Here is a 20219-nt window from a genome sequence, read left to right as displayed (position 1 = left end):
GGCGGGCCCCGCGGGCAGGCTGGTCCTGCCGGTCGGCCCGGCTCTGCCGTCGGCGAATCTGCTGCGGGCCGAGAAAGCCCGGCAGGGCACCCGGCCGGGCCGACAGTGGGGGAAGAGCGCGGATCCCGCGTCCGCGCCCCGACAAGGAGGACCGATGCCAACTCCCCCCAGCGGCTGGGGCACCGCCCTCGCCCCCCGGGCGTCCGACGACGACAGCACCCCCGCCACCCCCTTCGACGACCATCTGGCCGCCCAGCTCCTGATGCAGCGCATCGTCCTGCTCGGCACCCAGGTGGACGACGTCTCTGCCAACCGGGTCTGTGCCCAGCTGCTCCTGCTGTCGGCCGAGGACCCGAAGACCGACATCAGTCTGTACATCAACAGCCCCGGCGGCTCGGTGACGGCCGGGCTCGCGATCTACGACACCATGCAGCTCATCCCGAACGACGTCGCCACCCTCGCGATGGGGTTCGCCGCCAGCATGGGCCAGTTCCTGCTGACGGTCGGAGAGCGCGGCAAGCGCTTCGCGCTGCCGAACGCGCGGATCATGATGCACCAGCCGTCGGCCGGTATCGGCGGGACCGCGGCCGACATCGCGATCCAGGCGGAGAACCTCGAATTCACCAAGAAGGCCATCGAGCGGATCACCGCGGACCACACCGGCCAGAGCGAGGAGACGATCTCCCGGGACGGCGACCGCGACCGCTGGTTCACCGCGGCGCAGGCCAAGGAGTACGGCATGGTCGACCGGGTCGTGGAGTCGCTGGACGACGTCCGCCCGGCCGGCCCGCGGCGACGGACGGGGCTCTGAGATGGACCACTACCCGGTGAACATGGGCCAGTACACGATCCCGAACGTCGTCGAGCGCACCCCGCACGGGGAGCGTTCCTACGACGTCTTCAGCCGGCTGCTCTCCGAGCGCATCATCTTCATCGGTACGGAGATCGACGACGGCGTGGCCAACGTCGTCATCGCGCAGCTGCTGCACCTGGAGTCGGCGAGCCAGCAGACCGAGATCTCCGTCTATCTCAACTCGCCCGGCGGATCGGTCACTTCGCTGATGGCCATCTACGACACGATGACCTTCGTCAGCTCACCCGTTTCGACCTTCTGTGTCGGCCAGGCGGCCTCGACCGCCGCGGTGCTGCTCGCGGGCGGAGACCCGGGCCGAAGGTTCGTACTGGACCACGCACGGGTCCTGCTCGGCCAGCCCGCGACCGGTGGCCGGCAGGGCACGGTCTCCGATCTCAGCCTGCAGGCCAAGGAGATGCTCCGGTTCCGCTCGGAGGTCGAAGAGGTGCTCTCCCGGCACACGCACCACGAGATCTCCGAACTCCGCGCCGACATGGACCGCGACAAGGTCTTCACCGCGCGGGAGGCGGTCGCGTACGGACTCGCCGACCAGGTGCTCAGCCGCCGGAACGTACCCGTGTAACGCATTCGCGCGGGAGAGCCGGGAACGAGACCGGCCCCCGGCACGGAACCGAGGGGGCGGAGGGCAGGACGGGCGCACCCGCCCTGCCCTCCCGCAGGCCCGACGCTCAGGCCGCCAGGCGCACTTCACCCTGGCGCGAGACCGGCGGAGCGACCGGCGGCACGACCGGGTCGGCCACCGCACGGCGGGAACTCAGCTCCGTCACGACGGTCATCGCGGTGCCGTCGTCGGCGCGGGCGTGCGGCCGCCCGGAGCCCAGAGCGTGCGCCGTGGGCGCGGGAGCGGTACGGGACCCGGCGGGGCCCGTACGGGTGAGACGGGCGACTTCGCGCTGGCCCAGAGCGAGCAGATCCCCGAGGCCGAGACCGAGCGCACGGGCGGCAGCCGCGAGGACCTCGGACGAGGCTTCCTTGCGGCCCCGCTCCAGCTCGGAGAGGTAGGGCATCGAGATTCTGGCCGTGTCGGCCACATCCTTCAGGGTGCGCTCCTGCGCGAGGCGTTCACGGCGCAGGACATCACCCACGACGTCCCGCCACAGGGGCTCTTTCGTCTCGGCCTGCGGGACCGGCGCAGCAGCGGCTGCGACCGGGCGCAGGGGAAGGGCGCGGGCTTGGTTCGGCGGGTGGCTGCTCACTCCTTCACCCTAGAAGCCCCGCGCCCGGCAGGCTGCCGGTGGCGTTCTGCCCTCGGCGAATTCCCCTGTGCCCGGCGGCGCGTGTGCCCGGTGGCGTACCGCTCAGACCAGGGGCAGCCCGGTGTAGTTCTCGGCCAGCGAGGCCGACGCCGCTTCCGACGAGACGAGGTACCGCAGATGGGAGAGCTGGAGACGGCGCTCGAAGCCGGTGGCCGCGGGGTCGGTGTGCAGCAGGGTGGTCATCGTGTACGAGAAGTGCTCGGCCCGCCAGACGCGGCGCAGCGCGGTGTCGGAGTACGCGTCGAGCAGCGACTCGTCCTGGTGGCTGTGCCAGTGCGTGAGGGCCCGCGCCAGCAGGGTGACGTCGGCGACGGCGAGGTTGAGACCCTTGGCCCCGGTGGGCGGAACGATATGGGCCGCGTCACCGGCCAGGAAGAGGCGGCCGTGGCGCATGGGTTCCGCCACGAAGCTGCGCATCGGGGTGATGGTCTTCTCGGTGATCGGGCCGCGCCGGAGCTGCCAGTCGCCTTCGGTCTCGAAGCGGGCGTCGAGTTCGCTCCAGATCCGCTCGTCCGGCCAGCTCTCGGTGCTGTCCGAGGGATCGACCTGCAGATAGAGGCGGCTGACCTGCGGGGAGCGCATGCTGTGCAGCGCGAAGCCGCGCTCGTGGTGGGCGTAGACCACCTCGTCGCAGGAGGGCGGCACATCGGCCAGGATGCCCAACCAGGCGAAGGGATAGGTGCGCTCCGATACCGTGAGCAGACCCTCGGGCACCGAGCGGCGCCCGACGCCGTGAAAGCCGTCGCAGGCGACGACGACATCACAGTCCAGAGTCTCTTCGGCCCCCTGGTGGCGGTAGCGGACCGCCGGAGCCCCGGTGCCGGTTCCCTCGACGGAGACCGCCTCGGCCCCGAAGAGCACGGCGCCGCCGTCCCGTTCGCGCAGTGCGATGAGGTCCTTCACCATCTCGGTCTGCGCGTACACCATCACCGACCGCCCACCGGTGCCCGCGCCGAGGTCGATGCGGTGCGGGCGGCGGTCGAATCTCAGCTCGACGCCCCGGTGCGGGATGCCCTCCCGGTCCATCCGCTCCCCGGCCCCGGAGGCTCGCAGGACCTCGACGGTGCCGTGTTCGAGAATGCCGGCGCGCTGACGGTGTTCGACGTGCTCACGCGTGCGGAGTTCCAGGACGACACTGGCGATGCCCTGGCGGTGGAGCAGATGGGACAGCAGCAGGCCGGCCGGGCCCGCGCCGATGATGCCGACGCATGTGCGCATGGTGCTCCTGGGACGGAGGGGTGCGAGGGGAGGGCGGGGCGGCGGGGTCAGCCGGACCCGTCGAGTCCGGCCAGCACCCGCTGGGCGGTGGCGAAGGCCGCGTTGGCCGCCGGGACACCGCAGTAGACGGCGCTCTGGAGCAGCACCTCCTCGATCTCGTCACGGGTGAGCCCGTTGCGGACCGCGGCGCCGATGTGCAGGGCCAGCTCGTCGAGGTGGCCCTGGGCGACCAGCGCCGTGAGGGTGACGCAGCTGCGCGTACGGCGGTCAAGACCGGGACGGGTCCAGATCTCGCCCCAGGCGTAGCGGGTGATGAGGTCCTGGAAGGCGGCGGTGAACGGTGTACGGCGTTCGGCGGCCCGGTCCACATGGGCATCCCCCAGTACGGCACGGCGTACAGCCGACCCGGCGGTGCGGCGCGAGGCGTCGTCGGAGGCCGGGACGGCGAAGTGCGCCCGGAGCGCGGTGAGTACGGGCCGTGGCTGCTCGACCGGAGCGAGATGGGAGGCACCGGGCAGTTCGACCAGGGCGGAGCCCGGGATGCCGTCGGCGAGTTCCCGGGCGTGCGCCGGGGGAGTCGCCCGGTCCTCGCGCCCGGCGATCACCAGAGCGGGTGCCCGGATGCGGTGGAGCTCGCCCCGCAGGTCGAAGGCGGCCAGCGCGTCGCAGCAGGCCGCATACCCGGCCGGGTCGGTGGCGAGCAGGTCCCCGACCGGACCGGCGGCGGCGGTCGACCCGGCGAAGGCGGGGGTGAACCAGCGGTCCGCCGCGCCCGGTGCGAGGGAAGCGGTGCCGTCGGCCCGGACCAGCGCGGCGCGCTCACGCCAGCCCGCCGGGGCGCCGAAGCGGGCCGATGAACAGACCAGCGCGAGCGTTCCGATCCGCTCCGGGTGGTGCACCGCGAGGTGGGCGCCGATGGCTCCCCCCAGCGAGATCCCCGCGTACCCGAAGCGGTCCCAGCCCTGGGCGTCGGCCAGCCGCAGGACGAGTCCGGCGAGTCCGGCGACGGTGGCGGAGCCGTCCTGCGGGAGCAGCCCGGCGGGCGAGCCGCCGTGGCCGGGCAGGTCGAAGCGGAGCACACGGTGGGTACGGGACAGGGCGGCGGCCTGAGCCGCCCAGACGGACACCGATGTGCCGAGGGACGGTCCGAGGACCAGGGGCGGGCCGCCGGGTGGGCCGTCCAGCAGATGGTGCGGGAGACGGTTCACGGCTGTTTCCTTACGGCAGGCAGGCAGGCAGGCAGGCAGGCAGGCGCTGTGGGGCGTGGCCGGCCAGGGCGACGGCCGAAGCCGTTGGACGGTCAGCGGAATTCAAGGAATACCGTCTCCCCGGCGCCCTGCAGACGGATGTCGAAACGGTAGGTGCGCGGCGCCGTTCCGGTGGCGATCAGGGTCTTCCGGCGGTCCGGGGCGAGAGAGTCGAGCAGCGGGTCGGCCGGCGGGCTGGTCCCGTCCGGGCCGTCGGGGAGGTAGACCCGGGTGTAGAGGTGGTGCAGCAGTCCGCGGGCGAAGACACAGACGGACAGGTACGGCACACCGCCGGGCGGCAGGGTGCGTACCACCCACCGTCCTTCGGCATCGGTGGCGACCCGGCCGAAGCCGGTGAAGGTGAGGCCGTCGCGGCCGAGATGGCCGCCGGTGACCGGGTCGCGGCGCATCGAGCCGGGCGCCCCCGTCCGGGAACCGCCGGGTGCGGGCTGCCAGAACTCCAGCAGCGCGTCGGGTACCGGCTCGCCGCCGCCGTCGAGGACCTGGCCGTGCACCGTGAGGGTGTCCGGGTGCCCGGCCGGGGCCATCTCGGGGCCGCAGGGGAACGGCAGCGCGTAACCGTAGAAGGGGCCCACGGTCTGGGACGGAGTGGGGAGCACGGTCATCGTCCCTCCTCCGTCCAGGTGGCGGTGGGGCCGTCGAGGACGATGTCCCAGCGGTAGCCCAACGACTCCTCGGGGCAGGACAGTTCATGGTCGTACCGGGCGACCAGGCGGTCCCTGGCGTCGTCGTCGGTGACGGACTGCAGGATGGGGTCGTAGGCGAAGAGCGGGTCGCCGGGGAAGTACATCTGGGTGACCAGGCGTTGAGTGAAGGCCCGCCCGAAGAGCGAGAAGTGGATGTGCGCGGGGCGCCAGGCGTTGGCGTGGTTCCGCCATGGGTAGGCGCCGGGCCTGACGGTGGTGAAGGAGTACCAGCCCCGGTCGCTCGTCAGACAGCGGCCGACGCCGGTGAAGTGGGGGTCGAGCGGCGCCGGGTGCTGGTCGCCCTGGTGCGCATAGCGCCCGGATGCGTTGGCCTGCCATATCTCCACCAGCTGACCGCACACCGGGCGGCCCGCGCGGTCGAGGACACGGCCGGTGACGGTGATGCGCTCACCCAGCGGCTCGCCCGGGTGCTGCCGCGTCAGATCGGCGTCCAGCATCGTGACATCGGTGACACCGAAGGCCGGACCCGACAGTTCCACCGCCTCCGGGTCCCGCACGACGGCCAGCGGCTGTCGCGGGTGGCGCAGCGCCGTGCTCCGGTAGGGCGGGTAGCCGCGGGACGGGTGGTGCCGGACCGTGCCGGCCTTGACATAGGTCTCGTACTCCTGGGTGATCTCACGGGAGATGTCGGGCTGGGTGAGCGCCATGGTGGACGGTTGCCTTTCCGGTACCAGGGGGTGCGGGTACAGCCTTCGGGCCCCGCCGCGCGGCGGAGTCCCGGGGCAGCTGTCAGCGGGGGGCCGTGGGGTGGTGCGGGAGGCGTACGGGTGCGGACTCGCGGCCGGACGGCAGGCGTACGGGTGCGGCCGTGCGGGCCAGGACCTCGTCCGGGCTCACCCCGGGAGCCGTCTCGGCCAGCGCGAGCCCGCCTCCGGTCACGTCGATGACGGCGAGGTCGGTGATGATCCGGTCGACGCAGCGTCGCCCGGTCAGCGGCAGTGTGCACTCCGGGAGGATCTTGGGTGAGCCGTCCCTGGCCAGGTGTTCCATCAGGACGATGACCCTGCGGGCGCCGTGGACGAGGTCCATCGCACCGCCCATTCCCTTGATCATCTTGCCGGGAACGGCCCAGTTGGCGAGGTCGCCCGTGGCGGACACCTGCATGGCGCCGAGGACCGCGGCGTCGACATGGCCGCCGCGGATCATGCCGAAGGAGAGCGCGGAGTCGAAGAAGCTCGCCCCAGGCAGCACGGTGACGGTCTCCTTGCCCGCGTTGATGAGGTCGGGATCGACCTCGTCGTCGCCGGGGTACGGGCCGACGCCCAGCAGCCCGTTCTCGGACTGGAGCACCACATCGGCCCCGGCGGGGAGGAAGTTGGCCACCAGGGTCGGAAGGCCGATGCCGAGATTGGCGTAGCAGCCGTCAGGCAGCTCACGCGCGGCGCGCGCCGCCATCCCGTTCCGTGTCCAGGCCATCAGCCGAGCACCGTCCCGTGCGCCGCCGGGGCCGCTGAGACGGTCCGCCGTTCGATGCCCTTGGCGGCTGCCTGCGCCGGGGTCAGTGCCACGACGCGCTGCACGAAGACTCCCGGGACATGGACATCGTCGGGGCCGATCTCACCCGGCTCGGCCAGCTGCTCGACCTCGGCGACGGTGATCCGTCCGGCCATCGCGGCGAGCGGATTGAAGTTTCGGGCCGCCTTGCTGAAGACGAGGTTGCCGTGCCGGTCGCCCCTGGCGGCGCGCACCAGGGCGAAGTCGGTGGTGATGGCACGTTCCAGTACGTAGTCGCGGCCGTCGTACGTCCGCACCTCCTTGGGCGGTGAGGAGACCTCGACGCTGCCGTCCGGGGCGTAACGCCAGGGCAGTCCGCCCTCGGCGACCTGGGTGCCGACACCGGCCGGGGTGAAGAAGGCCGGGATGCCGCAGCCGCCGGCCCGCAGCCGCTCGGCCAGGCTCCCCTGAGGGGTGAGTTCGAGCTCCAGCTCACCGCCGAGATAGCGGCGGGCGAACTCCTCGTTCCCGCCGACGTAGCTGCCGGTCACCCGGGCGATCCGCCCGGCCGCGAGCAAGGTGCCGAGCCCTCCGTCCGCCACCCCGCAGTTGTTGGAGACGACGCTGAGCCCGGTCGAGCCCCTGGCGTACAGGGCCTGGATCAGCACCTCGGGAACGCCGCTCAGCCCGAATCCGCCGACGGCCAGGGACGCGCCGTCCGGGATGTCCGACACCGCCTCGCCGGCGGTTGCCGTCAACTTGTCCATGCACAGCCCCTGTTCGCCCAATGAACTATCGTTCATAATCGCTGCGCTTGAGTGTCCGCCGAGCTTTCGGACCTGTCAACGCCTCCGGGTACGGTTTTCCCAGCGCCACCGGCCCGGTGGCCGCTCCGAGGAGGTAGGCCCATGCCGCAGGCCATGCGGGAGTCCGCGGCGGCGCCCGCCGCGCCCGGGGAAACGGTCGGACCGCTGGAGCGTGGCCTGACCGTGCTGCGCACGATGGCCAAAGACCCGCAGCCACGCCAGCGCGCCAGCGACCTGGCCCGCACGACCGGCCTGGCGCGCTCCACCGTCGACCGGATCGCGATCACCCTCGCCCGCCTCGGCTACCTCCGCTGCGAGGGCCGCGATCTGCTGCTCGCCCCCCGGCTGATGGAGCTCGGCAACGCCTATCTGGCCTCCTGCGGCCTGCCCGACGCGCTGGAACCGCACGCGGTGGCCCTCGCCGACGAACTGGACGAGTCCGTGTCGATCGCCGTACCCGACGGCGACGGTGTCCGATTCATCACCCAGGCCACCCGCAGACGCGCCATGTCGCTCGCCTTCCGGATCGGCGATCTGCTGCCCGCCGAGCGCTGCGCACCCGGGGCGATCTTCGCCGCCGGCTGGGACGGGGCCGACCGCGAGCGGTGGCTGGCCCGCCGCCGAGCGGACCCCCTCGACACCGGATTCCCCGCGGTGCCACCCCGCGCCGACACCACCCGCACCGACCTGGTCGAGGCGGCCTTCGACGCCCGCACCGATGAGGCGGCCGGCCGGGGCTGGTCGCTGGACGACCAGTTCATCGAACCCGGTCTCGTCGCCGTCGCCCACGCCGTCCGCGATCCGGCCGGGAGACCGCTCTGCGCGCTGAGCGTCGTCAGCCACACCAGCCGCCACAGCGCACGGACGCTCCGCGAGCACGCGCTGCCCCGTCTGCGGCGGTCCGCGGCGGCGATGGAGGAGGCGCTGCGCGCGCCGCACCGCCCCGCGCCACCGCCCCCCGCGGCCGTGCCCGGTGTGGCGGACAGCGGACTCAAGGCGGAACTGGGCCCCGAGTTCCTCCAGTCGCTCGCCAGGGGGCTCACCGTCCTGCGGGCGCTCGGCACGGCCCCCGGCGGACTGGGCCTGACCGCCGTGGCCGAGGCCGCAGCCCTCCCGCGCGCCAGCGCCCGCCGCGCCCTCATCACCCTGGAGTACCTCGGCCATGTGCGCGCCGACGGGGGTGTCTTCACCCTGCTCCCGCGCGTACTCGAACTGGGCTACGCCCGCCTCTCCAGGCTGTCCTTCGGTGAGATCGTCCGGCCCCACCTCGCCGAACTGGTCGGCCTGGTACGCGAGTCGGCGTCCGTCGCGGTCCTCGACGGTGACGAGATCCGGTACGTGGAGCGGGTGCCCACCACCCGGATCATGAGCGTGGACATCACCGTCGGCACCCGGTTCGCCGCCTATGCGACCTCGATGGGCCGGGTCCTCCTCGCGGGCCTGCCCGCACCGGAACAGGCCGCCCGGCTGGCCCGTACCGGCTTCGAACCGCTCACCCGGCACACCGTGAGATCGGCGGGCGCCCTTGCGGACATCCTTGGTTCCGTCAGCCACGACGGCCATGCCCTGGTCGACGAGGAGTTGGAGGAGGGTCTGCGCTCCGTCGCGGTACCGCTGCAGGACCGCCGGGGGGTAACGGTCGCCGCCGTCAACGTCTCACAGCACGCGGGCCGCGCCACGAGACAGCAGTTCCTCGACACCGTCCTGCCTGCTCTGAAGGCGGCCGTCGCACGGATGGAGGCGGATCTGGCCGTCGCGTCCGAGCGGCAGTACATCGGCCCGGCCTGAACACCGCGCCGACCTGAACACCGCGCCGATCCGCACAACCGCCCCGGCCTGAACGCCGGGCCCGGCCGCCTGCCGGTCCCGGCTGTCTCAGTCAGCGGCCTTGGCCTGCTGGTAGAGCGTGGCGATCCCGCTGTTGAAGTAGGACGCGTACGACACGTCGTCATCGTCACCGCCGCGCTGGTAGCCGCCCAGGACACCGATCACCGTGCCGGTCGGCGCGTTCGGGGAGCCGGACGTGACCCAGGGGCTGCCACTCGTACCGCCGGCGAAATTCGTGCAGTGGATACGCATTTGGGTGGCGCTGAACCGGGTGGTGCGGTTACGGCAGGAGATCGGTGTGTCCTTGGCGTTGGGGTAGCCGGTCACCTTGACCTTGTTGTGGAAGCCCCGGCCGATGCCGAGTGTGTTGGCGCCGAGGACGTCCTGGATCCGCTTGCCGTCGTTGCTGTCGAGGAGCAGGAAGGCGACGTCGACGTCCGGGTTCCCGTTCTTGGCCCAGCGGTCGTCCGCGACGACCTTTCTGACGTGCCACAGCCCGGCCGGTTTCTCGCCCTCCCGGTAGGCGGGCGCGAAGACGAGGTCACCCTTGGGCGAGCCGCCGCCGTCGAAGGCACAGTGGGCGGCGGTGATCAGCATGTTCCGGCCCGGACTCGCGACGACGCTCGCGGTGCAGAAGTGGTCACCGGTGTCGTCCTTCTCGAACAGCACGCCCACCCGGGCGTTCTGCTGCGTTCTGAGGGGGGTGTACGCCGTGCCGTCGGCCACCAGCGCCGCGCGCGGCTGGTCCTGGTCCCGGGCCTCGGCCCCCGGCATCCCGGTACCGGTGTCTGCATGCCGTTGCGCGCTGCTGGTCTCGGCCTGTGAGGCGTAACCCAGCAGCGCGAGCGCCCCGACGACGACGAGCGTCAGGGACGCGCGGAGTTTCCTGTCCTTCTGCGCCACACGTCATTATCAACAGCTCAGGGCCCTCATGCGTGCATTCGGCCGAACGCGTCGGGCACGGTGCGCGCGCCCTTCACCGCCCCGCCGCACTCGCTTCAGCGCCCCGCCTCCTCGGCGGCGACCGCCGGGATGATGCCGCCGAGCAGGACGGTACGGCGGCGGTGGGCGGGCAGATGGTGGTGAACCCGATAGCTCTCGTCCCGGGTGGTGTTGACGGCGACCAGGGACGGCTCGGCGTCCGGTGCGAGAGCCGCGTGCAGACCGTCGAGCCGGATCTCGTCGCCCTGCCCGACACGGTCGTAGTCGGCGGGGTCGTCGAATTCGAGCGCCAGAACCCCGAAGTTGGCCAGGTTCTGCCAGTGGATCCGCGCGTACGACTTGGCGATCACCACCCGCAGCCCCAGATACCGGGGTGTGAGCGCCGCGTGCTCACGCGAGGAACCCTGCCCGTAGTTGTCCCCGCCGACGACCAGGTGCCCGCCGGTGTCCCGGCAACCGGCCGCGCGGGACGGATAGTCGGGGTCGATGCGGGTGAAGGTGAACTCGGCGAGGCGCGGGATGTTGGAGCGGTACGGCAGCGCCTTGGCGCCGGCCGGCGAGATCTCGTCGGTCGACACGTTGTCGCCGGTCTTCAGCAGCACCGGCAGGGTCACACTGTCCGGAAGCGGATCGAGGTCGGGCAGCGCGGAGACCCCGGGGCCGCGCTCCAGCTCCACCCGGGACGCCTCTTCGGGCGGCAGCGGGGGTTCGAGCATCGCGGTGTTGACCGGCTCCGAGCGCAGCGCCCCGACCACCGGGTACGCGAGACCGGTCTCCGCGGCCCAGTCGCGCGGATCGGTGATGACTCCGTTCAGCGCCGACGCGGTCGCCGTCTCCGGAGAGCAGAGCCACACCGCGTCGTCCTGAGTGCCGGACCGGCCGGGGAAGTTGCGCGGGAACGTACGCAGTGAGTTGCGGCCGACCGCCGGGGCCTGGCCCATGCCGATACAGCCCAGACAGCCGGCCTGGTGGATCCGGGCCCCGGCCGCGATCAGATCGAAGACCGCACCGGAACGGCTGAGGTCCTGGAGGATCTCCCGGGACGTCGGATTGACGTCGAAACTCACCCCGGGCGGGGTCTGCCGGCCGCGGACCATCTCCGCGGCCATGGCGAAGTCACGCAGACCGGGATTGGCGGAGGAACCGATCACCGCCTGGCCCACCGGCTCACCCGCGACCTCGCGCACCGGCATCACGTTGCCCGGCGAGGTGGGCCGGGCGATGAGCGGTTCCAGCGTGGAGAGGTCGATCTCCTCGTCCAGGTCGTAGACCGCGTCGTCCGCCGCCCGCAGGGGCGTCCAGACCTCTTCACGCCCCTCGCTGCGCAGAAAGACCCGTACGGCGTCGTCGGAGGGGAACACCGTGGTGGTGGCGCCGAGTTCGGCCCCCATATTGGCGATCACATGCCGGTCCATCGCCGACAGCGAGGCCAGCCCGGGACCGTGGTACTCCAGGACCCGGTTCACCGCGCCCTTCACACCGTGCCGGCGCAGCATCTCCAGGACGACGTCCTTGGCGCTGACCCACTCGGGGAGGGACCCGGTCAGCCGGATGCCCCAGATGTGCGGCATGGTGATGCGCAGCGGACGGCCCGCCATGGCCAGTGCGACCTCCAGCCCCCCGGTGCCGACGGCGAACATACCGAGGGACCCGGCGGCGCAGGTGTGGGAGTCGGAACCGGCGAGTGTCCGGCCCGGGACACCGAAGTGCTGCATATGGACGGGGTGCGACACACCGTTGCCGGGCTTCGAGTACCAGACGCCGAGGCGGCGGGCGGCCGAGCGGAGGAACGCGTGGTCCTCGGCGTTCCGCTCGTCGGTCTGGATGATGTTGTGGTCCACGTACTGCACGCTCGCCTCGGTGCGTACCCGGTCGAGGCCGAGCGCCTCCAGTTCCTGCATGACCAGCGTGCCGGTGGCGTCCTGGGTGAGTGTCTGGTCCACGCGCAGCCCGATCTCGGTCCCGGGGTCCATCCGCCCTTCGACCAGGTGGTCTGCGATCAGCTGATGGGTCACCGTGCCGTGCGCGGGCCCGGCGGGCCGGCCGGCCCGCGGTGTCCGCGCCGTCTGCTCCGCCGGAGCCGTCCTCGCCGTCTGCTCCGTGCGCGCCGGGTCGCCAGTGGGCCGCTCCGGCTGTCCGCTCGCTGTCATGCCGTACCTCCGACAGTCTGCCGGGCGCCCGGCTGCCTTCTCCGGGCCCGAGTACCCCATTGTCGGTGGACATGGCCGTCCCTGCCCCTCGGCGCTGTCCGAAGCGGGAGAGGGAGGACGGGCGGCGAGGCGCCCGGCCGATGCGGCGCGGCCCGCCGGCAGGCCCTGACCGAACCCCTGTACCGGTCAGAGCCGGGCCGGTGACCCGAGTGCGATGCGCTGGTCCGCCCGGGGCGACGGTGACGTCGCAACCGCGGACGCGAAGCGATCTCCCCAGGGACGCTAGCCGCCGCTCCGGGCACGCGGAACGGCGCCGGTGCACAAGTTTTCCCCGTCACCCCTCATCGCTGCACAAGCCCGAATGCGCCGAGCCGGACCGGCGGTGAGGGAGGGACCGGACCCCCGGCCACTGCGCATCCGGTCCCTCCCAGCCCCTGCGCATCCGCCCCCCCCAGCCACCGCGCATCCGGGCTCTCAGCCGTCGAGCAGCCGGCTGTCGAGGATGCCCAGCTCGGGGGAGGCGACATGCAGTGCGAGTACGACATCGTGCGGTCCGTTGAATCCGTTCGCGCTGTCGTCGCCCTCGGTGATCCGCCGGTGGGTTTCGATGAGCGGGCGCTGCAGAACCCGCTCCGCCGTGGCCAGATGGGCCAGCACGGTCTTGGAGTGCAGCCGGAGCCGGTTCGCGGTCTCCTCCGTCCGGGCGCCGCGGAGGACCCAGGTCGTGACGGTGCGCCGGACATCCTGGCGCCGGACGGTGTCGAGCGGGGCCAGGAAACGGGCGGCCCACTCCTGGCAGAGCGGATGCCGAAGCAGCTCGCGCAGACCGGCGTCCCGGGACGGGGCTGAGGCCGGGGACGACGGGGACAGGGCCGGGGCCGCGGACGGGTGGAGGTCCGGGGCCGTGGACGGGTGGAGGCCCGGGGCCGCGGGCGCGTCCGGATCTTCCGCGTCCGCCGCCGTCCCGGACGCGCCGTCCGCCGCCAGGTCCTCGATCCGCAGCGCCAGACTCAGTACGGCGCGGTCGCCCAGGCGCCGGAGATCGAGGCCGAGCAGCTGCGCGGTGCGTGCGAGATGGGCCCGCACCGTATTGCGGTGCTGTCCGCTCAGCGTCGCCGCGCCACTGATGCCGAAAGCCAGCCCCAGACGTACGGAGTGTGCGATCTCCGGCCTTCTCCCGGCCGGGAGCCGGTCGAGCGGCTGGAGGAAACGACCGGACCAGGAGTCCGCGGCCGGCGGGAGCAGCCGGGGCAGATCGGCCTCCTCCTCGTACGCGGCGACCCGTCCCGCCCGGTTCCGTGCCACGGCGAGCGCCTGGGTCGCCTCTTCGTACGCCCCCGCGGTCGCCGCCAGCGGAGCCTGGCGGCTGGTCCCCAGGCGGTACGCGGGGGTTACGGCCACGAGGGATGCCAGGGCGTCGCGGGCCGGGTCGTCGGCCCCGTGGCCATCGGGCGCCGCGGTGATGATGATCACCTGACCGTCGTCGACCGGACACCGCACCACAAGACCCGTCTCCCGCAGTTGCTGCCTGCACTGGCCGGCGGCGGTGTCGCGCAGCCCCGGCGGGCACTGGAGGATATGGACGCGGACAGCGGGCGCCGCCATGGCCGTCCGGCTCAGCCGCAGCGCGTGAGCCGTTCTCCTGGCCCAGGTGACCAGCCCGCCCATCAGGAGCTGGAGCACCGCGACTTGGGCGCTCTCCAGACCTTCGGGCCCGGTGAGCGGATGGCGTACGGCTTCCTCAAGAAAGGGGAGCACCCGGCGCACCGACTCCGCGGCCCCGGGCGGGAAGGCGCCGGGGCGGGTCACGACGAGCACCGGATGCGGCTCCGACGTTCCGATCGCGTACATCCGGAGCTGCGTGGAACCGCTCCGCGTCCCGGAAGCGGTGGTCCGCCCCGCACGGAGGGCCTCGACCGCGTCGGGCGCCGGCCCCCGGGAAGCGTCCTCGTGGGGCGCGAGGATCCCGGCGGTGCCCTCCACGGCGGCGGACAGCCACTCCAGCAGCGGCACGGCACCGCCGTCCCTGTCCGGGCGGGCGGCCTCCAGCAGGCCGCTGAGCGATGCCGCACGCTCTTCGGCCGCTGCGTTGCGCAGGTCGCTGATGATGCGGGCGGCGCGGAGCCAGGGCAGACCGGGGACGAGGATCGCCGGGACGTCGTACCGCCGGGCGGCCGAGACCAACGCCTGGTGCGCGGAGGCCGGGAGGGGACCGTTCACCAGGAGCCCGGTGGCGCCCGCTCCGGCGAGCGCGCTCAGCCGGAGCCCGGTGGCATCCCGGTCCAGCAGCCATGGTTCGTCCGGCTCCGCGACCACCAGCAGGTCCCGGATGTCATCGCCGGTGTACGGCACACTCGCGGGCACCGCTCCGGCCACCGCCCGGCCGCCGTGGTCCGTCAGCCGCGCCGGGTCGGTGAGGTCTGCGGGCGTGGTGCGGACTGCCGGGTCTGCCGGGCTCCGGCCGGCGGTCGGCTGCGGTCCGAGGCACCGCAGAAACGCATCCAGCGTAGGCAGGGCGCCCCTGCCGCCTGCTCTGTCCACAGCCATCACCATGCTCGTCGGACTTCGTTCCCCGCACCCGCCATTCTCGCGTGCCCGGCGCGCGTACGTCGCCGGGCGTACGCCCCTCCCGTGCCGGGTGCGCCGCCCCGTTCGGGTGAACGCAGTGCCGAGAGCAATCCCGGCGAGCGGCCGCAGCGAAATACACGCACACACTGGGAGGGACAGCGGGGGGCCACGGACCGTGTTCCGCCACCCGGACTTCTGCCGAGAAAGGCGCCTCGTATGCGAACGTTCCCCAAGCTCCTGGCCGCAAGTGCCCTGGTCGCTCAGGCCGTTCTGGGAAGCGCCGCCGCCGCGGCCGCCGCATCGGGCGATGCTGCCGCCTCGGGCCATGGCGCCGCGTCGGGCCACGCGGCCGGGGAACACAAGCCGTCCGCGTCGGCGGGCGAGGCAGGTCACCGGCTCGTCTCCGAGCTGCTGGGCAGCGACTTGACGTCCTATGTGGCCGGAGGCCGCGGGCAGGGCGCCCCCGCCTGACACCCGGTCCACGCCTGGCAGTTGCCGGGCGGCGCACCGCACCCGTGATGGCTCCGCCGGCCGGTCAGATCCGCCAGGACCGGATGCGGTCGGCCGCGTCGTACGCGTCGCAGCGCCCGGTGTCGATGTCGCGGGCCAGGTCGATCAGCGCCCCGTAGGGTGCGTCGATGCCCTCGCCTGCGGCGTCCATGTACGCGACGACCAGACCCACGCCGAACAGCGCGTTGCGGGCGGGCAGTGGACGTAACCGGATGACCGCGTGCATCAGCGCGGCGGCGCGCCAGGAGTTGTCGACCGTGGCGCCGACCCTGGGGGTGTTGACGCGATGCCGGCCGACGGCGGCCACCAGGCTGGAAAAGTCGTGGATGTGCGGATGCTTGGGCAGCGCCTCCGCCTGGCGCTCCAGAAGCCAGCGGATGTCGACATGGAGCTCCACCTCAGGCGGCCCGCCCCGGTGCGTCCAGCAAGGACGGCGCGTCCTCCGGGAAGGCGCTGTCGAACGCGTCCGCGTTGTCGCTGACGAACGAGCGGAACACCTCGGCGGCGCCTTCGAGACGGGGGTCGCGGACGGCGTCGTGTGCGGCACGGGTGATGAGCGCGGTCACCGTGGTTCCCTCGGCCTCGGCCCGTTCCTTGAGCAACGCGTGCAATTCGTCATCGACCCGGATCGTCACTGGCTTCGACATGTCCCGACCGTACAGCAAGGCGTAAAGCAGCGGTACGGGGCCGCGTCAGGCCCGGCCCACGACGCTCGGACGCCGGGTCGCTGCGGGGGCGGGCGATTCTCCCGTACGGTCCCGTTCCGGGCGGGAATCGGAGGGAACCGCTCCGTGGGGCCTCGCGTCGCCTTCGACATGACAACCAGAGACATGGACCTCCGGGCCTGTCCGATGGGCACCTGGGAGGCAGCCGATGCGCTTCCGCATCCCCGATTACGGCCCGGGGTGCTCGCCTACCGGGGTTTCCGGCTGGCGCTCGACCACCCGCGCCTGCGTCTGGAAGCGCCGATCAGCGCGGCGACCCTGCTGCTCGCGTTCGAAGAACACCCGATCACACTCACGCGCTCCGACTGTCCGGAACGCCCGCTCCGCCGGATGTCCGTCCTCTCGGGGCTGCGGACCTGCGCCACCCTGGCCGAGCACGGCGGACGGCTCTACGGGATGGAGGTGAGCCTGGCCCCCTGGATGGCCTTCGCCCTCTTCGACGCGGACCAGCACGACCTGGCCGCCGAATCCGTGGATCCGCTCCAGCTGCCGGGTGGCCGGATCGCGGCGCTCACCGACGCACTGGCCGAAGTCCCCAGCTGGCAGGGGCGGTTCCGGCTCCTCGACACGGCACTGGCGGCCTGGGCCGCCACCGGACCGCGCCCCGCCCCGCAGATCGTACGGGCCTGGACCCTGCTCGGACGGTCGGGAGGGACGCTGCCGATTCCCCGGCTCGCGGACGATGTGGGCTGGGGTGTACGGCAGTTGGAGCACCGCTTCCAGCAGCAGATCGGCCAGCGCCCCAAGGCGGCGGCGCGGGTACTGCGCATGCAGCGCGCCCGTCGTCAGCTCGTCCGCGGCCGGCCGGCCGGGGAGGTCGCGGCCGCCTGCGGCTTCTACGACCAGGCCCACCTGTGCCGGGAGTTCAAAGCCATGACCGGGCTGACCGCGACGGCGTTCCTCGGCGGCCGGCTCCCGGCCCGGCGCGGCGGGCCGCCGGTGGACCGGCTGCCGGGGGAGACCACCAGCCTCGTCCTGGCCGGATAAGGCCCGAACGGAACCGGATGAGATCGGATGCGACTGGATGAGACCGGACGGTCAAGGGCGTTGCGGCGGCGGACCGTCGGGTTTTCGCCGTTGTGGAGAGGGGCGCGATTTTCTCCAATACGTGGGGGCGGTGGCGGCAGCAACGTAAAAGGGTACGGGGCCGCGACCTGACCGTCCCACCGGCCGATCCGGCTCGATCCTCTGGTCCGGCCGGGCCGAGCCCGGCCCGGGTTCCGAATCCGATTCACTTTCACTCAGTTCTACGGGGGTTCACACCATGCTGTACCGACGTGCACTGATAGCGGCGGGAGCCGTCACACTCACGGCGGGGGCGCTGCTCGTCGCGCCCACCGCACAGGCGGCCGACGCACAGCCGGCGTCGAAGACGGTCTACGTCTACGCCACCAGCGTCCACCTGCGCGAGGCACCGCGTACCAGCGCAACCGTGCTGGCGACCGTCTCGCACATCCACCTCACCGACTGGTGCCAGACCAACAAGAACACGACACCCGTGGCCGACCCCAGCGGCGGAACCAACCCCTGGTGGAGCAAGGTCACGCTGACGACAGGCAGTGACGACGCCTGGGTCAGCAACGTCTTCCTGCAGGGCGGACGCAAGATCGCAGGCGTTCCCGACTGCTGACAGTCCGAGCACCGGAGGCGCCCCGACCGCGGAAACAGGGGCGCCCCCGGCCCGCAGAGAGGAGTACGGACCATGGCTCGAATCAGGCGTACGGCGCTGGCAGCCGGTGCCGCGGCGCTGCTCGCACTCACCGGCGCGGCCACCGCGCACAGCGCGGCAGCCGCGTCATCGGACGGGATGTCACCGCAGGCGGCGTGTGCCTACTACAGCGGCAGGGCACTGACCGTCTACGGCGACCACGGATCGCATGTCTCCCAGGCCCAGTGCCTGCTCGCCAACTGGCACGATCTGCCGTGGAGCGGTGTGGACGGCGACTTCGGGGCGAAGACCCTCGCCGCGGTCAAGAAGTTCCAGAAGGTGCACGGCCTCACGGTCGACGGAGAGGTGGGCGCCCACACCTGGGCGAAGCTCTACGCGTAACGCACTGGACCGCTCCAGATGGGGGCGGTGGCGCCTCACGCCGTGTGAACCGGCTCGCCCGGAACACGCGCGGTCGGCCCGGCGAAAGCCAGAAACGTCGCACGGGTATCGAGGAGCCACCGGCCTCCGGCCTTGCGGAACGTGTCCTCGTAATGGCCCACCTGCGCCGGGAGCCGCGGGGGCTCCATGCCGTGGGTGTGGCCGTCGACGCGGTACGTCGTGAAGTAGTGGGTCGCCGTCGCGGTCGTCCCGGATGTGACGGTCACCAGGATATTCGTACAGACACGGCGCGAGAGCCTGTCGGCGGGCCGGGAACCGAAGTAGGCGCGGAGTGCTTCACGCCCCTGGATCCTGCGGTCGCCCTCGGCCCACTCCCAGACCCCGTCGGTGGTGAAGAGTTCGGCCACCTCGCCCGGGTCTCCCAGGTCGAGCCGGCGGACGAACTCGATGATCAGCCGTTCGCAGGCGCGCTCGGCGATCAGATGGTCCAGTGGGTCAAGCGATTCAGCATCGGCATCCATATGCCTGTCCTATCAGCGCGCCCGCGGGCGTCACGACCTGTTTTCGCTGGGGGAGTTCCGGTCATTCCGGGAGTTCAGGGACTCCGGGGAGTGCTGGACGCCGCGGGAGCCACGGCAGCCACATGTTTGAGTTCCCGTATGACTGACGTCGCGGTGGTGCACGTGTTCGTACGCCCGGACGGGACCGGGGGGAGCCCGCTGGGGGTGGTATGTGAGGGGGCGGCCGTGCCGGGTACGGCCGAGCGGCTGCGGGTCGCCCGGCAACTGGGCTTCTCGGAGACCGTGTTCGTGGAGGACGCAGCGCGGGGCGAGGTGGACATCTACACACCCAGCGTGCGGCTGCCTTTCGCGGGCTACCCGCTGATCGGCACGGCGTGGCTGCTGCGGGACCGCGGCACACCGGCCGACGTCCTGCGGACGGTGGCCGGGGACGTGGCCACCTGGACCGAGGGGGAGTTCACCTGGATCCGTGGCCGGGCGGAGTGGGTGTCGGGCAAGCGCACCCAGAGATTCCCGTCCGTCGAGGTGGTCGACGCCCTGCCGGCGCCGCCGCCCGGCGATGGCTGGCTGTATGCGTGGGCTTGGGCGGACGAGGCCGCGGGCACGATCCGGGCGCGCGGTTTTCCCCGGCGGGGCGACGCCATCGACGAGGACGAGGCGACCGGCGCCGCGGCGATGCTGCTCGCGGAGGAGTTGGGGCGTGATCTGCGGATCAGCCAGGGGCAGGGGTCCGACCTCGTCGTACGGGTCTCCGGTGCGGGCTGGGTCGAGATCGGCGGACGTGTCACGGCGACCGAGGTCCGCCCGCTGTCCCAGCCGTCCGGGGACTGAGGCACGCAGCGAGTGCCGGAGCGGTTCGCAGGAAGGGTGTTCTCCCGCCGGGCGGGCGATGCTCGAAGACCGCCTGGGACGGACCCAGGTGCACCTTCCGATTCCACAACCTCCGCACCACGGAGGATCGGTGAAGTGGCCACCAGGAATCCCGGGTTGTCACTCCGCCGTACATGCGCGACAGCGCGTCGAATCGCGTCGCCCCGGCCCATGTGGAAACGTGGGACGTCCAGAACTCGGGGCGGTCCTTGACCGGAGTGTCCCGTGAAAGCTCTCAGACGCGGGAGGTAGCCATGTCATCGAAACGACGCCGCAAGAAGAAGGCACGCCGTAAGCACGCGGCCAACCACGGCAAGCGACCGCAGTCCTAGGCCAGTTCCAGGCCAGTTCTCAGGCCGTGATGCCGGGGAACGGCGGGGGCCCCGGCCCGTCTCAGGACGGGTCGTCGACTTCGGCGCGCAGTACGCCCAGCACATCGCCCGTCGCGTCCGCGAGGCGCGGGTCTACAGCGAGATCGTGCCGAGCACCATGC

General features: G+C 72.3%; 20 protein-coding genes and 1 pseudogene. 8 read left to right on the top strand and 13 right to left on the bottom strand.

Annotated features, from left to right (window positions below; translation table 11 throughout):
- Positions 1-154: 154 nt before the first annotated feature.
- Together ACFXBC_RS31785 and ACFXBC_RS31780 are read left to right on the top strand one after the other, a co-directional pair.
- Complete coding sequence (locus ACFXBC_RS31785; RefSeq protein ID WP_385032384.1) at positions 155-811, top strand: ClpP family protease; 657 nt, start codon at positions 155-157, stop codon at positions 809-811.
- Positions 812-833: 22 nt separating this feature from the next.
- Entirely contained in the window at positions 834-1436 is a 603-nt protein-coding gene (locus ACFXBC_RS31780; protein WP_385032387.1) for a ClpP family protease, read from the top strand.
- 277 nt (positions 1437-1713) lie between these two features.
- Here ACFXBC_RS31780 and ACFXBC_RS31775 read toward each other — a convergent pair.
- The 7 genes and pseudogenes from ACFXBC_RS31775 to ACFXBC_RS31745 all read right to left on the bottom strand — a co-directional run.
- Positions 1714-2070 (bottom strand): annotated as a pseudogene (locus ACFXBC_RS31775) (helix-turn-helix domain-containing protein); the annotation flags it as partial.
- Between the two features lie 102 nt (positions 2071-2172).
- Entirely contained in the window at positions 2173-3348 is a 1176-nt protein-coding gene (locus ACFXBC_RS31770) for a 4-hydroxybenzoate 3-monooxygenase (RefSeq protein WP_385032381.1), read from the bottom strand.
- Positions 3349-3395: 47 nt separating this feature from the next.
- Positions 3396-4556, bottom strand: coding sequence for a 4-carboxymuconolactone decarboxylase (gene pcaC / locus ACFXBC_RS31765; RefSeq protein WP_385032379.1), 1161 nt, complete (start codon positions 4554-4556; stop codon positions 3396-3398).
- 92 nt (positions 4557-4648) lie between these two features.
- Positions 4649-5221 carry a protocatechuate 3,4-dioxygenase subunit alpha gene (gene pcaG, locus ACFXBC_RS31760; protein WP_385032376.1) on the bottom strand — a complete coding sequence of 191 codons (573 nt, stop codon included), beginning with the start codon at positions 5219-5221 and terminating at the stop codon, positions 4649-4651.
- Entirely contained in the window at positions 5218-5970 is a 753-nt protein-coding gene (gene pcaH, locus ACFXBC_RS31755; protein ID WP_385032373.1) for a protocatechuate 3,4-dioxygenase subunit beta, read from the bottom strand. Before pcaH ends, pcaG begins: the two co-directional genes overlap by 4 nt.
- Positions 5971-6052: 82 nt before the next feature.
- Positions 6053-6739, bottom strand: a complete 687-nt coding sequence (locus tag ACFXBC_RS31750) for a CoA transferase subunit B (protein ID WP_385032370.1) — start codon at positions 6737-6739, stop codon at positions 6053-6055.
- The gene (locus ACFXBC_RS31745) at positions 6739-7524 is read right to left on the bottom strand and encodes a CoA transferase subunit A (protein WP_385032366.1); all 786 of its coding nucleotides are present in this window, start codon (positions 7522-7524) and stop codon (positions 6739-6741) included. The genes ACFXBC_RS31750 and ACFXBC_RS31745 overlap by 1 nt, the downstream gene beginning before the upstream one ends.
- 141 nt (positions 7525-7665) lie before the next feature.
- Between ACFXBC_RS31745 and ACFXBC_RS31740 the strand changes: the two genes are divergently transcribed.
- On the top strand, positions 7666-9351 hold the full coding sequence (locus ACFXBC_RS31740; protein ID WP_385032363.1) for an IclR family transcriptional regulator C-terminal domain-containing protein: 1686 nt from the start codon (positions 7666-7668) through the stop codon (positions 9349-9351).
- A gap of 87 nt (positions 9352-9438) precedes the next feature.
- On the opposite strand, the gene ACFXBC_RS31735 is transcribed toward ACFXBC_RS31740, so the two are convergent.
- The 3 genes from ACFXBC_RS31735 to ACFXBC_RS31725 all read right to left on the bottom strand — a co-directional run bounded on the left by ACFXBC_RS31735 (position 9439) and on the right by ACFXBC_RS31725 (position 15023).
- Positions 9439-10293 carry a trypsin-like serine peptidase gene (locus ACFXBC_RS31735; protein WP_385032360.1) on the bottom strand — a complete coding sequence of 285 codons (855 nt, stop codon included), beginning with the start codon at positions 10291-10293 and terminating at the stop codon, positions 9439-9441.
- Between the two features lie 95 nt (positions 10294-10388).
- Positions 10389-12482 carry an aconitate hydratase gene (locus tag ACFXBC_RS31730; protein ID WP_385032357.1) on the bottom strand — a complete coding sequence of 698 codons (2094 nt, stop codon included), beginning with the start codon at positions 12480-12482 and terminating at the stop codon, positions 10389-10391.
- A gap of 474 nt (positions 12483-12956) precedes the next feature.
- Complete coding sequence (locus ACFXBC_RS31725; protein WP_385032354.1) at positions 12957-15023, bottom strand: helix-turn-helix domain-containing protein; 2067 nt, start codon at positions 15021-15023, stop codon at positions 12957-12959.
- Between the two features lie 243 nt (positions 15024-15266).
- Between ACFXBC_RS31725 and ACFXBC_RS31720 the strand changes: the two genes are divergently transcribed.
- Positions 15267-15521 carry a hypothetical protein gene (locus tag ACFXBC_RS31720; RefSeq protein ID WP_385032351.1) on the top strand — a complete coding sequence of 85 codons (255 nt, stop codon included), beginning with the start codon at positions 15267-15269 and terminating at the stop codon, positions 15519-15521.
- A 64-nt stretch (positions 15522-15585) separates the two neighbouring features.
- Here the strand turns inward: ACFXBC_RS31720 and ACFXBC_RS31715 are convergent, their stop codons facing one another.
- Complete coding sequence (locus ACFXBC_RS31715; RefSeq protein ID WP_164263198.1) at positions 15586-15957, bottom strand: toxin Doc; 372 nt, start codon at positions 15955-15957, stop codon at positions 15586-15588.
- A gap of 1 nt (position 15958) precedes the next feature.
- On the bottom strand, positions 15959-16207 hold the full coding sequence (locus ACFXBC_RS31710; RefSeq protein WP_385032348.1) for a ribbon-helix-helix protein, CopG family: 249 nt from the start codon (positions 16205-16207) through the stop codon (positions 15959-15961).
- Positions 16208-16375: 168 nt separating this feature from the next.
- On the opposite strand from ACFXBC_RS31710, the gene ACFXBC_RS31705 reads away from it, so the two are divergent.
- The 3 genes from ACFXBC_RS31705 (at position 16376) to ACFXBC_RS31695 (ending at position 18335) form a co-directional block, all read left to right on the top strand.
- Positions 16376-17272 carry a helix-turn-helix domain-containing protein gene (locus ACFXBC_RS31705; RefSeq protein WP_385032345.1) on the top strand — a complete coding sequence of 299 codons (897 nt, stop codon included), beginning with the start codon at positions 16376-16378 and terminating at the stop codon, positions 17270-17272.
- A gap of 277 nt (positions 17273-17549) precedes the next feature.
- The gene (locus tag ACFXBC_RS31700; protein WP_385032342.1) at positions 17550-17915 is read left to right on the top strand and encodes a peptidase M23; all 366 of its coding nucleotides are present in this window, start codon (positions 17550-17552) and stop codon (positions 17913-17915) included.
- A gap of 72 nt (positions 17916-17987) precedes the next feature.
- Complete coding sequence (locus ACFXBC_RS31695) at positions 17988-18335, top strand: peptidoglycan-binding protein (RefSeq protein WP_385032339.1); 348 nt, start codon at positions 17988-17990, stop codon at positions 18333-18335.
- A gap of 35 nt (positions 18336-18370) precedes the next feature.
- On the opposite strand, the gene ACFXBC_RS31690 is transcribed toward ACFXBC_RS31695, so the two are convergent.
- Complete coding sequence (locus tag ACFXBC_RS31690; RefSeq protein WP_385032337.1) at positions 18371-18856, bottom strand: nuclear transport factor 2 family protein; 486 nt, start codon at positions 18854-18856, stop codon at positions 18371-18373.
- Between the two features lie 138 nt (positions 18857-18994).
- Here ACFXBC_RS31690 and ACFXBC_RS31685 point away from each other — a divergent pair, with 138 nt between their 5' ends.
- Positions 18995-19687 carry a PhzF family phenazine biosynthesis protein gene (locus ACFXBC_RS31685; RefSeq protein ID WP_385032334.1) on the top strand — a complete coding sequence of 231 codons (693 nt, stop codon included), beginning with the start codon at positions 18995-18997 and terminating at the stop codon, positions 19685-19687.
- Positions 19688-20219: the final 532 nt, after the last annotated feature.

Source organism: Streptomyces sp. NPDC059398 (genome assembly GCF_042751845.1).
In the GTDB taxonomy this organism is placed as follows: Bacteria; Actinomycetota; Actinomycetes; order Streptomycetales; family Streptomycetaceae; genus Streptomyces.
Note: the sequence above shows the minus strand (reverse complement) of the source record. Positions and strands in the feature narration are given on the sequence as shown.

What these genes read in the sequence shown, in the direction of transcription:
- pcaG (WP_385032376.1), bottom strand. Translation starts at nt 5,221, where the DNA reads ATGACCGTGCTCCCCACTCCGTCCCAGACCGTGGGCCCCTTCTACGGT.
- ACFXBC_RS31685 (WP_385032334.1), top strand. Translation starts at nt 18,995, where the DNA reads ATGACTGACGTCGCGGTGGTGCACGTGTTCGTACGCCCGGACGGGACC.
- ACFXBC_RS31745 (WP_385032366.1), bottom strand. Translation starts at nt 7,524, where the DNA reads ATGGACAAGTTGACGGCAACCGCCGGCGAGGCGGTGTCGGACATCCCG.
- ACFXBC_RS31785 (WP_385032384.1), top strand. Translation starts at nt 155, where the DNA reads ATGCCAACTCCCCCCAGCGGCTGGGGCACCGCCCTCGCCCCCCGGGCG.
- ACFXBC_RS31705 (WP_385032345.1), top strand. Translation starts at nt 16,376, where the DNA reads ATGACAACCAGAGACATGGACCTCCGGGCCTGTCCGATGGGCACCTGG.
- ACFXBC_RS31750 (WP_385032370.1), bottom strand. Translation starts at nt 6,739, where the DNA reads ATGGCCTGGACACGGAACGGGATGGCGGCGCGCGCCGCGCGTGAGCTG.
- ACFXBC_RS31710 (WP_385032348.1), bottom strand. Translation starts at nt 16,207, where the DNA reads ATGTCGAAGCCAGTGACGATCCGGGTCGATGACGAATTGCACGCGTTG.
- ACFXBC_RS31700 (WP_385032342.1), top strand. Translation starts at nt 17,550, where the DNA reads ATGCTGTACCGACGTGCACTGATAGCGGCGGGAGCCGTCACACTCACG.
- ACFXBC_RS31720 (WP_385032351.1), top strand. Translation starts at nt 15,267, where the DNA reads ATGCGAACGTTCCCCAAGCTCCTGGCCGCAAGTGCCCTGGTCGCTCAG.
- pcaH (WP_385032373.1), bottom strand. Translation starts at nt 5,970, where the DNA reads ATGGCGCTCACCCAGCCCGACATCTCCCGTGAGATCACCCAGGAGTAC.
- ACFXBC_RS31695 (WP_385032339.1), top strand. Translation starts at nt 17,988, where the DNA reads ATGGCTCGAATCAGGCGTACGGCGCTGGCAGCCGGTGCCGCGGCGCTG.
- ACFXBC_RS31780 (WP_385032387.1), top strand. Translation starts at nt 834, where the DNA reads ATGGGCCAGTACACGATCCCGAACGTCGTCGAGCGCACCCCGCACGGG.
- ACFXBC_RS31730 (WP_385032357.1), bottom strand. Translation starts at nt 12,482, where the DNA reads ATGACAGCGAGCGGACAGCCGGAGCGGCCCACTGGCGACCCGGCGCGC.
- ACFXBC_RS31690 (WP_385032337.1), bottom strand. Translation starts at nt 18,856, where the DNA reads ATGGATGCCGATGCTGAATCGCTTGACCCACTGGACCATCTGATCGCC.
- ACFXBC_RS31740 (WP_385032363.1), top strand. Translation starts at nt 7,666, where the DNA reads ATGCCGCAGGCCATGCGGGAGTCCGCGGCGGCGCCCGCCGCGCCCGGG.
- ACFXBC_RS31770 (WP_385032381.1), bottom strand. Translation starts at nt 3,348, where the DNA reads ATGCGCACATGCGTCGGCATCATCGGCGCGGGCCCGGCCGGCCTGCTG.